This window comes from Deinococcus planocerae, assembly GCF_002869765.1.
Classification (GTDB): domain Bacteria; phylum Deinococcota; class Deinococci; order Deinococcales; family Deinococcaceae; genus Deinococcus; species Deinococcus planocerae.
The window spans coordinates 47235-59868 of sequence record NZ_PNOR01000003.1; the positions used below are offsets into that span (position 1 = coordinate 47235).

Below are 12634 nucleotides of genomic sequence, written 5' to 3' on the forward strand. Positions count from 1 at the left end.
ACGGGTTGGTGGTCTGCGGGCAGTGGTCAGTGGATCGGGGGCCTGTCTTTCTCCACGCCCCACTCCCCACCTCCCACTCACCGCGCCGGAGGCGCAAGTGACCCGCTACCTCCGCCTCATCCGCATCTTCACGGGGGCGACCCTCGCCGCGCAGCTCGAATACCGGGCGAACTTCGTGGGGGCCGTGCTCGCCTCGCTGGGGGAGGTCGGCGTGGCCCTGCTCGGCATCGCGGTGCTGTTCGGGCAGCCGGGCACGACCTCGGTGGGGGGCTGGTCCTTCCACGAGGCGCTCCTCGTCGTGGGGCTCTTCACCTTGACGGAAGGCTTCATCAGCGTCTTCATCCAGCCCAACCTCTCCAAGATCGCCGAGGCGGTGCGCACGGGCAGCATGGACTTCACCCTCCTCAAGCCCATCGACGCGCAGTTCGGGGTGAGCACGCGGAACATGAACGTGTTGCGGGTGACCGACCTCCTGATCGGCCTGGGCCTGACCGTCTACGCCGCCTCGCACCTGACCGTGACCCCCCTCGGGGTGCTGGGGGCCGCCGCGCTGTACGTCTCCGCGCTCGTCATCGTGTACTGCATCTGGCTGGTGCTCTCCACGACCGCCTTCTGGTTCGTGAAGACGCAAAACGTCACCGAACTCTTCAACGGCGTCTTCGGGGCCGCCCGCTTTCCGGTCACGGCCTTCCCGCTGCCCGTGCGCGCCTTCCTCACCTTCGTCGTGCCCGTCGCCTTCATCACGACGGTGCCCGCGCAGGCGCTGACCGGGGAACTCACGCCCGCCCTCGCCGTCGCCTCGCCGCTCGTCGCCGCCGTGTTCTTCGTGGGCGCCCGGCTTTTCTGGCTCAAGGCGGTCGGCAGCTACACGAGCGCGAGCAGCTAGGCGCTCTCCCCTCACCGGGCGTCCCCACCGCCCCCCGACCATGAGAGGCCGGGGGATTACATTCACGTTCTGTAAAGGTATGGTGTGAGCTGCCTCAATGCGTGGACGTGGTCGGTCGCCTGCTGGGCCGGGCCGTCAGAGTTTTGTGACGGAAGCCGGCGTGAAATGGCCTGCCCGGACGGTCCCACTTCTTCCAACGAGGCGCGTAAAGGAGCTTGCGATGTTTCCAGTCAACTTCGAGTACAGGCGGGCCCACTCGGCGCAGGAGGCTCTGGCGGTTCTTCAGGAACACGGGGGGGAAGCCCGGGTCCTGGCGGGCGGGCAGAGCCTGATTCCCGCGATGCGGTACCGGCTGGCCCGCCCCGCCGTCCTGGTGGACATCAACCCGGTGCGCGAGTTCGATTTCCTGCGCGAGGAGGGCGGGCAACTGCGCATCGGCGCGACCCTGCGCGACGCCGCGCTGGAGTTCACCCCCTGGGTGGGTGAGCGTTACAGCCTCCTCGCCGACGTGTCGCGGGTGGTGGCCGATCCGGTCGTGCGGCACCTGGGCACCGTCGTGGGCAGCGTGTGCCACAACGACCCCGCCGGGGACTGGACGAGCGCGGCGCTCGCCGCCCGCGCGACCATGCTCGTCCACGGGGCGGACGGGGAGCGCGAGGTCCCCATCGACGAGTTCCTGGTGGACGCCTACACGACCGCGGTGCAGGACGGCGAGCTGGCCGTCGAACTCCGCATCCCCACCCCCGACGCCCGCACCCAGGGCTCCTACCAGAAGATCGAGCGCAAGGTGGGCGACTACGCGACCGCCGCCGCCGCCGTGCAGCTCAGCCTCGCCGAGGACGGCACCGTGCGCGAGGCGGGCGTGGCGATCACGGCGGCGGGCAGCACCGCCCTGCGGGTCGCCCAGGCCGAGGCCATGCTGCGCGGCCAGCGTCCCACCCTGGACCTCCTCCAGGCCGCCGCCGCCGAGGCCGCCACCCTCGCCTCCCCGATGGCCGACGCGCGCGGCAGCGTCGCCTACAAGAAAGACATGGCCCGCGTCCTCGTGCTGCGCGGCCTGAAACAGTCCCTCTCGCGCCTGGGAGTCTCCGCATGACCACCCCCACCAAGCTTCCCGTCTCCATGACCGTCAATGGCCGCGCCGTCACGGGCTACGTCGAGCCCCGCACCCTGCTCGCCCACTTCATCCGCGAGCAGGCGGGCCTGACCGGCACCCACGTCGGCTGCGACTCGTCGAGCTGCGGCTGCTGCGTGGTCCTCATGGACGGCGCCCCCGTCAAGTCCTGCACCGTCTTCGCCCCGATGGCGGAGGGTCACTCCATCCAGACGGTCGAGGGGCTGGCCCAGGGCGGGCAGCTCCACCCCATCCAGCAGGCGTTTTCCGACCAGCACGGCCTCCAGTGCGGCTACTGCACCCCCGGGATGATGATGACCTCCCTCGCCCTGCTCTCCCGCAACCCCGACCCCACCGAGCACGAGATCAGGGAAGGCCTGTCGGGCAACCTCTGCCGTTGCACGGGCTACAACAACATCGTCAAGGCCGTGCAGCAGGCGGCGGGGGCGATGAGCGCGGGCGAGAGCGCGGCGGCGGACGACTGAGCCCGCCTCCCGAAATGTAGAACCGCGCCCTTCACCCGAACGTCAACCCTGCACCCGACTCCGCCGGAGGACTCCTATGGGCATTCCCGATTCCACCCCCGAAAAGCACGCCATCGGCAAGTCCATGAAGCGCCGCGAGGACCCGCGCTTCCTCCAGGGCAAGGGCCGTTACCTCGACGACATCAACCTGCCGGGCCAGCTCTACATGGCGCTCGTCCACAGCCCCTACCCCCACGCCAACATCCTGAACATCGACTCGACCGAGGCCATGAAGGTGCCTGGCGCGGTCGCCGTCGTGACCGCCAAGGAGCTGAACGCCCACGGGGTCGGGCGCCTGCCGACCTTCCACGGTTTCGATACCCAGATGGTCCTCGCCGACGGCAAGGTCCTGTACCAGCATCAGGAGGTCGCTGCCGTCTTCGCCGAGACCCGTGAGGCCGCCTACGACGCCGCCGAACTCGTCGAGGTGGACTATGAGCCGCTGCCCGCCGTTGTAGACCCCTACCAGGCCCGCACGGACGAGGTGGTCATCCGCGCCGACCGCGAGGACCAGACCAACCACATCTTCAAGTGGGAGGTTGGAGCGGAGGAGGAGACCGACCGTGCCCTCGCGGAAAGCGCCCACGTCGTTCGCCAGCACATCAAGTACCAGCGGGTGCACGCTGCGCCCCTGGAGACCTGCGGCTGCATCGCCGAGTTCGACGTGATGGGGCGGCTGAACTTCTACGTGACCTCGCAGGCGCCGCACGTGTACCGCACGGCCCTCTTCCTGGTGACCGGCATCCCGGAGGACAAGATCCGGGTGATTGCCCCCGACATCGGCGGCGGCTTCGGGAACAAGGTGCCCGTGTACCCCGGCTACGTCTGCGCCATCGCGGGGGCGCTGGTGATCGGTCGGCCCGTGAAGTGGATCGAGACCCGCACGGAGAACCTCGCCTCCTCTTTCGCCCGCGACTACCACATGGACATCGAGCTGGGCGCGGACGCGGGGGGCAAGATCACCGCCCTGAAGGTGAACACGGTCGCCGACCACGGGGCCTTCGACGCCGCCGCCGACCCCAGCAAATACCCGGCGGGGATGTTCGGCATCATCACCGGCTCCTACGACGTGCCGCAGGCGTACGCCAAGGTGGACGCCTACTTCACGAACAAGATGCCCGGCGGCATCGCCTACCGCTGCTCGTTCCGCGTGACCGAGGCCGCCTACTGCATCGAGCGCGCGATGGACATCCTCGCCGACGACCTCGGGATGGACCCGGTGGAGTTGCGCCGGAAAAACTTCCTGCGCCCCGAGCAGTTCCCCTACGCCTCACCCCTGAGCTTCACCTACGACAGCGGCGACTACGAGAAGACCCTCGACGTGGCGCTCGAGAAGATCGGGTACGCCGACCTCCTGAAAGAGCAGGCCGAGAAGCGGGCGCGCGGCGAACTGATGGGGATCGGCCTGAGCTCCTTCACCGAAGTCACGGGCGCGGGGCCCTCCAAGCAGTTCGACATCCTGGGGATCAAGATGTTCGACGGCGCCGAAATCCGCATTCACCCCAGCGGCTCGGGCATCATCCGCACCGGCAGCAAGTCGCAGGGCCAGGGCCACGAGACGACCTGGGCGCAGATCGTGGCCGAGGAACTGGGCCTCGACCCGCAGAACTTCCTGGTGGAGGAGGGAGACACCGACACCTCGCCCTACGGCCTGGGCACCTACGCCAGCCGCTCCACGCCGGTCGCGGGCGGCGCGCTTGCCCTGGCCGCCCGCAAGATCAGGGACAAGGCGAGGAAGATCGCCGCGCACCTGCTCGAAGCCGACGAGCACGACGTGGAGTGGAAGGACTACAAGTTCCAGGTCATCGGCGCCCCCAGCCAGTCGGTCACCATGCAGCAGGTCGCCTTCGCCGCCTACACCAACCCCGGCGACAACGAGCCCGGCCTGGAGGCGACCCTGTACTACGACCCGCCCAACATGGTCTTCCCCCACGGCACCTACGTCGCGGTGGTGGACGTGGACCGCGAGACGGGCGAGGTGGGGGTGCGGCGCTTCCTGGCGGTGGACGACTGCGGCACGGTGATCAACCCGATGATCGTGGAGGGCCAGATTCACGGCGGGCTGGCGGAGGGCTTCGCCATCGCCTTCATGCAGGAGATCCCCTACGACGAGTACGGCAACAACCTCGCCACCAACTTCACCGAGTACCTGATCCCCACGGCGCTGGAGACCCCCAAATGGGAGACCGGCAGCACCGTCACGCCCAGCCCCCACCACCCCATCGGCGCCAAGAGCATCGGCGAGAGCCCCAACGTCGGCTCGCCCGCCGCCTTCGTCAACGCCGTGATCGACGCCCTCTCGCCCCTCGGCGTGCGCCACATCGACATGCCGCTGACCCGCGAGAAGGTGTGGAGCGCCATCCGCGAGGCGGAGGGTCAGCCGGTCTGAGGCTGGGCGCGGCTGGATAAGGAGGGGCAGCGGATGCCGGGTTGGGTTCGCTCCCCTCTGGCCTTTAGGCTCAGGGACCCATACGAACCTTGTTGGACTTCGGCAGAATAAGGACGGCTGAGACGGTGCTTTTAGCTCCTCCCCCTTGAGGGGGGAGGCTGGGAGGGGGTGAACCGTCACGCCGTCCCAAGGCCAATAGAAGGGCGAAGGCATCTTCCCCGCTTCGGCGTTTGCCCCGTCGCCCCCTCACCCCGGCTCTCTCTGCAAGCAGCTCTCCGAGTCCCGCGAGGGGAGAGGGAGCGTAAGACCCCATCCATCACGCCTTCTCGCACGTCACACCCCCAGGAGGTAACCTCAACCATGTCCCTCGATTCCTCCTCCCGAACCGGCCACTTCGCCCGCGTCGCGGCGCTGGAGGCGGCGGGGCAGAGCTTCGTGACCGCCACGGTCGTCCTGCGCCGGGCTCCGGTGTCCTCGCACCTGGGGGACCGGGCAATCATCCACGAAGGCGGGCGGATGGAGGGCTTTGTCGGCGGCGCCTGCTCGCGTGAGATTGTGCGCAAGCAGGCGCTGCTCGCGCTGGAGCGCGGCGAGCCTCGCCTGGTCATGATCCGCCCCGACGCCTCCGAGTTCCCGGGTCCGGGGGTGAGCGAGACCGAGGTCGTCGTGCCCATGACCTGCGCCTCGGAGGGGTCGGTGAACGTGTACCTGGAGCCCCACCTGCCCGCCCAGACCCTGCTGGTGGTGGGCCTGACCCCGGTCGCCGAGATGGTCGCGCGGCTGGCGGAGGCGATGGGTGAGCGCGTGCGCCGCGTGGTGAGCGAGGAGGAACGCCGCGACCTCGACCCCGGCGCCGAGGGCCTGACGCTGGAGGAATTGGGCCCGGCGCTGGCCGCCCTGCCTGCCCCGGCCCTGGAGCGGGTGGCCGCCGTCGTCGCGTCCCAGGGCCACTACGACGAGCTGGCGCTGGAGGCCCTGCTGCGCGCGGGCGTCCGGTCGGTTTCGCTGCTGGCGAGCCGTCGCCGGGCGGCGAGCGTGCTGGAACTGCTGCACCTCCAGGGCCTGACCCCCGAGCAGACCGCCCGCGTCCGCGCCCCGGCGGGCCTGGACCTGGGCGCGCGCACCCCCGGCGAGGTCGCCGTGTCCATCCTGGCCGGGCTGATCGAGGAGCGCCGGGGCGGGCGGCGTGACGTGGAGGCCCGGGGGGTCGGGAGCTCGCCCCCACCGCCGGTCGAGACGCCTCGGGGAAGCGAGCTTGCCGTGTCCGGGTCAGAGAACGATTCGGAGTTCGCCGTCAGCCCGGTGGACGGCGAGCGGGTGCGGATCGCGGGGGCGCTGCACTTCGCCGACCACGAGGGCACGCGCTACTACTTCAGTTGCCCCAACTGCAAACGCCGCTTCCTGAAAGACCCGGGGCGGTACTTGACGGCGCCCCAGCCGGGGACCTGAACCTGGGCGCCCCCGCGGCTCGGCCTCTCCCGTGGAGGCGGACTGTTCTTCTCGGGCCGGGGAGCGCGTCCCCCTCACCCCTTCCGTGCCTGCGCCTGTCCAGCCCCCTCTCGACGGCGTGGTCGCCCGTACCCCACCCCGTCCACGGGTCACAACCCGGAGGGCGTGCCGCTTTGCCGGTCGTATCTCCGCAGGATCATCGCGTTCCCCCGCTGCATCCCCAGCCGCTCGTAGAATGGCACGAGGTCGCCCTCGCAACCCAGGTCCACGGCGTACAGGTGCGCGAGTTGACCGAGGAGGTGCCGCATCAGGGCCGTGCCCACCCCCTTGCCCCGGTGCTCCGGCAGGACTTCGAGCAGGGGAACGAAGGCGGTGAGCACCCCGTCGCTGACCGCCTGGGCGAGGCCGACGACCCGCCCCTGCCCGTCCACCGCGAGCGAGACGCGGTACGACTGGGAAAGAAGGCGGCGCAGCGTCTCAGGCGAGGGCGGGTCCGGCCACCCCTCGAAGAAGCCTTGTAGCTGCGTGGGGCCGATGCCGTCCAGGGAGTCCCGAAGTTCCACCCGCCCAGTTTCCCCCACATGAAGCGTCCGCCATCTGGCGCAGGGGGGCGGGGGGTGGCTAGATTCGGAGGCATGACCCAGCCCGGCATCACGGTGAGCGTCACGACCTCCACGTCCGGCGGGGGGGCGACCCCGCCCCTGCTGCTCACGCCGCTCAAACTGCGCAGCCTGACCCTGCCCAACCGGGCGGTCGTCTCGCCCATGTGCATGTACAGCGCGCAAAACGGGCTGGCAAACGACTTTCACCTCACCCACCTCGGGCAGTTCGCGCTCGGCGGGGCGGGGCTGATCTTCACCGAGGCGACCGCCGTGTCCCCGGAGGGCCGCATCAGCCCGGAAGACCTCGGGTTGTGGACCGACGAGCAGATCGTGCCGCTGGGGCACATCACCGACTTCGTGCACCGCTTCGGCGGGCTGATCGGGGTGCAGCTCGCCCACGCGGGCCGCAAGGCGAGCACCTCCGCCCCGTGGCGCGGGCGCGGCGCGGTGCCTGCCGAGGCCGGGGGCTGGCCCGTCATCGGCCCGGGCGAAGAGGCCTACAACGACGCCTACCCGCACCCCACCGCCATGACCCCGGACGACATCCGCCGGGTGACCGCCGACTTCGCCGCCGCCGCCCGCCGGGCGCAGATGGCGGGCTTCGACGCCGTGGAGATTCACGCCGCGCACGGCTACCTCCTGCACCAGTTCCTCTCGCCCCTCGCCAACGCGCGCGCGGACGAGTACGGCGGCTCCTTCGAGAACCGCACGCGCTTCCTGCTGGAGGTCGTGCGGGCCGTGCGGGCGGCGTGGCCGATGCACCTGCCCCTCTTCGTGCGCCTCAGCGCGACCGACTGGGCGCCCGGCGGCTGGGACGCGGACCAGACCGTCACCCTGGCAAGGACCCTGTGCTTCGAGGGCGTGGACGTGCTCGACGTGAGCAGCGGCGGCCTGACGCCCGCCCAGCAGATCACCCCCGGCCCGCTCTACCAGGCCCCCTTCGCCGCCCGCGTGAGGCGCGAGGTGCCCGACCTGCTGACGATGGCAGTCGGCCTGATCGACACCCCCGCCCAGGCCGAGGGCGTCCTCCAGGAGGGTGCCGCCGACCTCGTGGCCCTGGGCCGCCCCTTCCTGCGCGACCCCCACTGGCCGCAGCGGGCCGCACGCGAGTTCGGCCTGACCCCCACCTTGCCCGACGTGTACGCGCGGGCGGGGTGGTGAGGGGCAGGCGCCAGGGCCGTCAGTTCGGCAGGATTGCGACACCCGAGCCCACCGCCTCCAGGCGGGCAGCCAATGCGGCTGCCGCGGCAGGCGACACGGCCAGGGTGTAGAGATCGACGCAGCAGCCACAGCCCCCGTGCACCAGGGCCTCAATATTCACCCCCGCCCACTCCGCCCAGGCTTCGAACGTGCGCCGCTGCTCGGGTCGGTCAGTGTCCAGGATGACTTGCACGTTGACTGGCGCCGTGTTGTCAGAGGCCATGCCCGGCCTCGCCACCCGGCACGGGGGAAAGCGAACTGGCTTCCCCCTCCACGATCCGCCCGTCGAGGAGGTGCAGCGCCCGGTCGGCCCGCGCCGCCAGCCGTTCGTCGTGGGTGACGAGGAGGACCCCGGCGCCGTCCTCGCGGGCGAGGTGGGTCAAGAGCCGGGCGATCACCTCCGCGTTGGCGCGGTCGAGGCTGCCGGTGGGTTCGTCGGCGAGGACGACGGCGGGGCGCGAGGCGAGCGCGCGGGCGACCGCCACCCGCTGACGCTCTCCGCCGCTGAGCACCCCCGGGAGGTCACGCTCGCGGCCAGAAAGCCCCACCCGCGCGAGCAGGTCCCGGGCGCGGGCGGCGCCGTCCTGCCCGGTCAGCAGCGCGGGCACGAGGACGTTTTGCAGCACGCTGAGGTCTTCGAGGAGGTAGTGGTGCTGGAAGACCAGCCCGACCCGCCCCGCCCTCCGCACGGCGCGGGCCTGGGTGCCGAGGGTGTCCACCCGCTCGCCCGCCCACCACACCTCGCCGCCGCGGGGGGTGTCGAGCCCGCCCACGAGGTGGAGCAGGGTGCTCTTGCCGCTGCCGCTCGGCCCGGTCACGGCGACGACCTCCCCGGCGGCCACCGCCAGCGTGACGCCGTGCAGCACCTCGACCCCGCCGAAGCCGTGGCGCAGGTCGCGGGCGAGGAGGGCGGGGGGCGCGCCGGGGGCCGGGAACGTCACGCGGGGAACTGTAGCGCAGCGCGCCCCGGCGTGCGGGGAGCCTAGCGCCGGGCGACGGCCCCAGCGTGCGCGGCGGGCGGGCGGGCGACGTCGGTCCGGGTGAAGACCCGGATGCCCGCCTCCACGACCTCGGGGTCGAACTGGGTGCCCGCCTGCCTTTGCAACTCGGCCAGCGCCTCCTCGCGCGACCAGGCCTTCTTGTAGGGGCGCTCGCTCGTCAGGGCGTCGTAGACGTCCGCGACCGAGACGATGCGGCCCGTGACCGGGATGCTCGTCCCGGCCTTGCCGAGCGGGTAGCCCGCGCCGTCCCAGCGCTCGTGGTGCGACTCCGCGATCTCCTCGGCCATGCGCAGCAGCCGGGAGTGCCCGCCCGAGAGGATGCGCGCGCCGATGAGGGTGTGCGCCTTCATCCGCTCGAACTCCTCGGGGGTGAACCTGCCAGGCTTGAGGAGGATCGCGTCGGGAATGCCGATCTTGCCCACGTCGTGCAGCCGCGCGGCGATGCGCAAGAGGGCCACGTCCTCCTCGGGCAGGCCCAGTTCCTGGGCGATCAGGGCCGAGACGTGCCCCACCCGCCAGGTGTGCTCGCCCGTCAGGTCGTCGCGGTACTCGGCGGCCAGGGCCAGCCGGGTCACGATCTCGACCTGCGCCTGCTCCAGCTCACGGGTGCGCTCGCGCACGAGGGCCTCGGCCTTCCCCCGCGCCGTCTCGGCCATCTCGCGCTCCAGGCGCTGCATCTCGGCGTCGTGCCGGGCGCGCTCCAGGTCGAAGCGGGCCGTCAATTCGCTCGTCTTCCGGTCGCTCTCCTCGTTGAACAGGGCGCGCTCGGCCTCGTGGTAGCGCTCGTGGTGGCGCAGGGCCCGCTCGAAGTCGCCCGCCCGCTTGTACACGCCCGCCAGGGCCCGGTGGACCTCGTACACGGTCTTCTTGTGGTCGGCCTCCTGCGCCAGGGCCAGCGCCCGCCCCAGGGAGGCGAGCGCCCCGGGCAGATTTCCCAGTTCGGCCTGCACCTCCCCCAGGTGCTTGAGGGCGTCGAGCTCGCCCTCCAGGTCCTGGGTCTCCTGGGCGATGGTCACGGCCTCGGCGTGGGCGGCGGCGGCCTGGGGCCACTGCCCGCGCCCCGCGAAGACGTTGCCCAGGCCGTCGAGGGCCGAGAGTTCGCCCTGACGGTACGGGATGTCTCTGGAGAGCGCCAGCGCCGCGCGAAACGAATGCTCGGCCTGCCGGTCCCAGCCCAGTTTCTCCTGCGCCATCCCGGTGTTGAGGATGGCGTTCGCCTCCATCAGCCGGTCTTGCCGCTCCGCCGACGTTTGAAGCGCCTCCTCACAGTAGGCAAGCGCACTCTGCGGCTCGTCGATGCTGAGATAGAGGTGGGCGAGGTTGATCAGTACGATGCCCTTGGTCCGCTCGTTTTTGACCTCGTTTTTCAGCAACTGGTAAGACTGAGAGAGGCTGTCCAGGGCGTCGGGATACCGTCCGAGGCTGATTTGCAGCACCCCGACGTTGCACAAAAGGTTGGCCTCCTCCTGGGTGTTGCCCAGTCGCCGGTGAAGCTCCAGCGCCTTGAGGAGCAGTTCGAGACAGGGAAGATACAGTCCGTTGCGGTGGAAGACGCCGCCCAGCAGGTTCAGGACCCGTGCCTCGGCCTCGGCGTCGCCACAGGTGCGGGCCAGGCTCAGGGCTTCTTGCAGGTGTTGTTCGGCGACGGGCATGGCGCCGAGTTGAAGCGAAAGCCTGCCCAAGGCTTCCCTGGTCTCGCAGACGCCCAGGGGTTCTTGGAGTTGCTCGAACCCGCTCAGGGCCGTTTGCAGGCAAAGGAGGGCACGTTCGCCGTCCCCGCGTTCGGTGTGGGCCAGCCCCTGAAGGTAGGCGGCGCGGGCGGCTCCCGGCGTGTACGTCTGCTCTCCGGTGAGCTCGAGGGCCAGCCCGGCCAGTTCCAGAGCGCGTCCGTCGTCGACCCCCAGGAGTGCGGTCGCGGCCTCGTTGAGCGAATCCACCCTCGCCCGGAGGTCGGCACCCCCCGTGTTCTCCGGACTTTCCTGGGGCCTCGACACGGGTGCATAGTGTTCCGCTGCGCCTGTCCGCGGTCTTACAACACAAGAAGACGGGGGAAAGCCCCCCGTCTCTCGCCACGTCCTCTAGTACTTGACGGCGTTGGTCAAGAACCTTTCCAGGTTGAGTCGTCCCTTGCCGAGCATGTCCTTGTAGGCCGAGTTCAGGCCGCCCGTGTAAAGGTCCTGGCCGTTCTCGGTCATCTTCTTGGTCACGTCCTTGAGGCCGACGGAGAGGGTCTGCCCCAGCGCGAGGGCCAGCCCGCCCGTCACGATGGGGGCCGCCATCGACGTGCCGCTCCACGACACCAGCAGGCCGCCCGGCCCGGCGGCGAAGATGTTCTCGCCGGGCGCCATGAGTTCGAGCTTGTCTTTCTGGTAGTTGGAAAAGGAGGACTTGAGGTCTCGCGCGTTCACGCTGCCCACGCTCAGGCTGCGGTCCCCGTCCGCGCCGTCGAAGGCGTGAGCGGCGGGGTAGGTGATGGCGTTGGTGTTCTCGTTGCCCGCCGAGGAGACGACGAGGATGTTTTTCTTCTCGGTGACGTACTTCACCGCCTGCTCGATCACGTCGGACCTGGTGACGCTCCCCAGGCTGAGGTTGATCACCCGGGCGCCCTGCTCCGCCGCGTAGTAGATGGCGCTCGCCACGTGGTCCGTGTCGCCCGCGCCGTCGGAGTCCAGCACACGGATCGGCAGGATGGTCGCCAGGGGCGCGACCTGCAAGACGATGCTGGCGACCGCCGTGCCGTGGCCGTACCCGCCGACGCCGAGGGTGCCCTCCTCCTGCGGCACGGCGTCGCCCCCCACGTAGTCCTTCCACTCGGTCACGGGAGCCAGGCTGCCCGCGAAGGCGGCGTGGCCCAGGTCGAGGCCGGTGTCGATCACGGCGACCTTCACTCCCGCGCCGAGATTGGGGGCGAGGGCGTGGGCTCTTTCCAGCTTGACCTGCTGGAAGGAAACCGTGTTCTCCGCGACCGAAGCGTAGACACCGCCGGCCCACATGCTGCGGCTGCCGCCGGCCCACATGCTGCGGCTGCCGCCAGCCCACATGCTGCGGCTGCCGCTCATCATCGCCACCCCGCCCCCCCGGAACTGTTTGCGGTTCGGCTCGGCGCGCACCCCGCTCAGGCTCAGGGCCTGCATGTTCAGGGCCTGCGTCTGCCCGTCGCCCGTCCCCATGATTGCGACTCCCGCCTCGGCGTTGAACTCGACGACCCGGCCCCCGTAGCGAGCTTCCAACGTCTGCGGCGTGTCTCCCGCCGTGACGGGCACGCTCATGACGTACTCGGGCCGCTTCGACTCCGCCTGCGCGGTCGGGGCGGTGGAGGACTGGTTGCATCCCACGATCAGCGCCGCCGTGCACAGGCCCAGGGCCGTTTGCAACATCTTGCTTGGCTTCATGCTGCTCCTTTCGGGCAAAGGGCACAGCCGCCCACACGGCGGCAGACCCCCCCACGGGCATGGTCGCCGTCGGCCTT

The 12634-nt window shown here is 70.5% G+C and carries 11 protein-coding genes; 6 read left to right on the top strand and 5 right to left on the bottom strand.

Going from position 1 to position 12634, the window contains the following annotated elements:
• Positions 1-97: 97 nt before the first annotated feature.
• The 5 genes from A7B18_RS02190 (at position 98) to A7B18_RS02210 (ending at position 6362) form a co-directional block, all read left to right on the top strand.
• Positions 98-886, top strand: coding sequence for an ABC transporter permease (locus A7B18_RS02190; protein ID WP_102125032.1), 789 nt, complete (start codon positions 98-100; stop codon positions 884-886).
• Between the two features lie 220 nt (positions 887-1106).
• On the top strand, positions 1107-1982 hold the full coding sequence (locus tag A7B18_RS02195; protein ID WP_102125033.1) for an FAD binding domain-containing protein: 876 nt from the start codon (positions 1107-1109) through the stop codon (positions 1980-1982).
• Entirely contained in the window at positions 1979-2485 is a 507-nt protein-coding gene (locus A7B18_RS02200) for a (2Fe-2S)-binding protein (RefSeq protein WP_102125034.1), read from the top strand. Before A7B18_RS02195 ends, A7B18_RS02200 begins: the two co-directional genes overlap by 4 nt.
• Positions 2486-2561: 76 nt before the next feature.
• Positions 2562-4913, top strand: a complete 2352-nt coding sequence (locus tag A7B18_RS02205; protein ID WP_102125035.1) for an aerobic carbon-monoxide dehydrogenase large subunit — start codon at positions 2562-2564, stop codon at positions 4911-4913.
• Positions 4914-5273: 360 nt separating this feature from the next.
• The gene (locus A7B18_RS02210) at positions 5274-6362 is read left to right on the top strand and encodes an XdhC family protein (RefSeq protein ID WP_102125036.1); all 1089 of its coding nucleotides are present in this window, start codon (positions 5274-5276) and stop codon (positions 6360-6362) included.
• A 149-nt stretch (positions 6363-6511) separates the two neighbouring features.
• Here the strand turns inward: A7B18_RS02210 and A7B18_RS02215 are convergent, their stop codons facing one another.
• Positions 6512-6925 carry a GNAT family N-acetyltransferase gene (locus A7B18_RS02215; RefSeq protein WP_102125037.1) on the bottom strand — a complete coding sequence of 138 codons (414 nt, stop codon included), beginning with the start codon at positions 6923-6925 and terminating at the stop codon, positions 6512-6514.
• A 72-nt stretch (positions 6926-6997) separates the two neighbouring features.
• Here A7B18_RS02215 and A7B18_RS02220 point away from each other — a divergent pair, with 72 nt between their 5' ends.
• Positions 6998-8125, top strand: coding sequence for an NADH:flavin oxidoreductase/NADH oxidase (locus tag A7B18_RS02220; RefSeq protein WP_102125038.1), 1128 nt, complete (start codon positions 6998-7000; stop codon positions 8123-8125).
• A 19-nt stretch (positions 8126-8144) separates the two neighbouring features.
• On the opposite strand, the gene A7B18_RS02225 is transcribed toward A7B18_RS02220, so the two are convergent.
• The 4 genes from A7B18_RS02225 to A7B18_RS02240 all read right to left on the bottom strand — a co-directional run bounded on the left by A7B18_RS02225 (position 8145) and on the right by A7B18_RS02240 (position 12557).
• The gene (locus A7B18_RS02225) at positions 8145-8387 is read right to left on the bottom strand and encodes a hypothetical protein (protein ID WP_146009429.1); all 243 of its coding nucleotides are present in this window, start codon (positions 8385-8387) and stop codon (positions 8145-8147) included.
• Positions 8377-9105 (bottom strand): ABC transporter ATP-binding protein, encoded by a 729-nt coding sequence (locus A7B18_RS02230; protein ID WP_102125040.1) that lies wholly within the window; start codon positions 9103-9105, stop codon positions 8377-8379. The genes A7B18_RS02225 and A7B18_RS02230 overlap by 11 nt, the downstream gene beginning before the upstream one ends.
• A gap of 41 nt (positions 9106-9146) precedes the next feature.
• Complete coding sequence (locus tag A7B18_RS02235) at positions 9147-11159, bottom strand: HD domain-containing phosphohydrolase (RefSeq protein WP_146009430.1); 2013 nt, start codon at positions 11157-11159, stop codon at positions 9147-9149.
• A gap of 84 nt (positions 11160-11243) precedes the next feature.
• Positions 11244-12557 carry a S8 family peptidase gene (locus tag A7B18_RS02240; RefSeq protein WP_102125042.1) on the bottom strand — a complete coding sequence of 438 codons (1314 nt, stop codon included), beginning with the start codon at positions 12555-12557 and terminating at the stop codon, positions 11244-11246.
• Positions 12558-12634: the final 77 nt, after the last annotated feature.

Bases quoted from the DNA above. Each gene is read 5' to 3' on its own strand.
- A7B18_RS02195 (WP_102125033.1), top strand. From the start codon at position 1,107: ATGTTTCCAGTCAACTTCGAGTACAGGCGGGCCCACTCGGCGCAGGAG.
- A7B18_RS02200 (WP_102125034.1), top strand. From the start codon at position 1,979: ATGACCACCCCCACCAAGCTTCCCGTCTCCATGACCGTCAATGGCCGC.
- A7B18_RS02205 (WP_102125035.1), top strand. From the start codon at position 2,562: ATGGGCATTCCCGATTCCACCCCCGAAAAGCACGCCATCGGCAAGTCC.
- A7B18_RS02210 (WP_102125036.1), top strand. From the start codon at position 5,274: ATGTCCCTCGATTCCTCCTCCCGAACCGGCCACTTCGCCCGCGTCGCG.
- A7B18_RS02220 (WP_102125038.1), top strand. From the start codon at position 6,998: ATGACCCAGCCCGGCATCACGGTGAGCGTCACGACCTCCACGTCCGGC.
- A7B18_RS02225 (WP_146009429.1), bottom strand. From the start codon at position 8,387: ATGGCCTCTGACAACACGGCGCCAGTCAACGTGCAAGTCATCCTGGAC.
- A7B18_RS02240 (WP_102125042.1), bottom strand. From the start codon at position 12,557: ATGAAGCCAAGCAAGATGTTGCAAACGGCCCTGGGCCTGTGCACGGCG.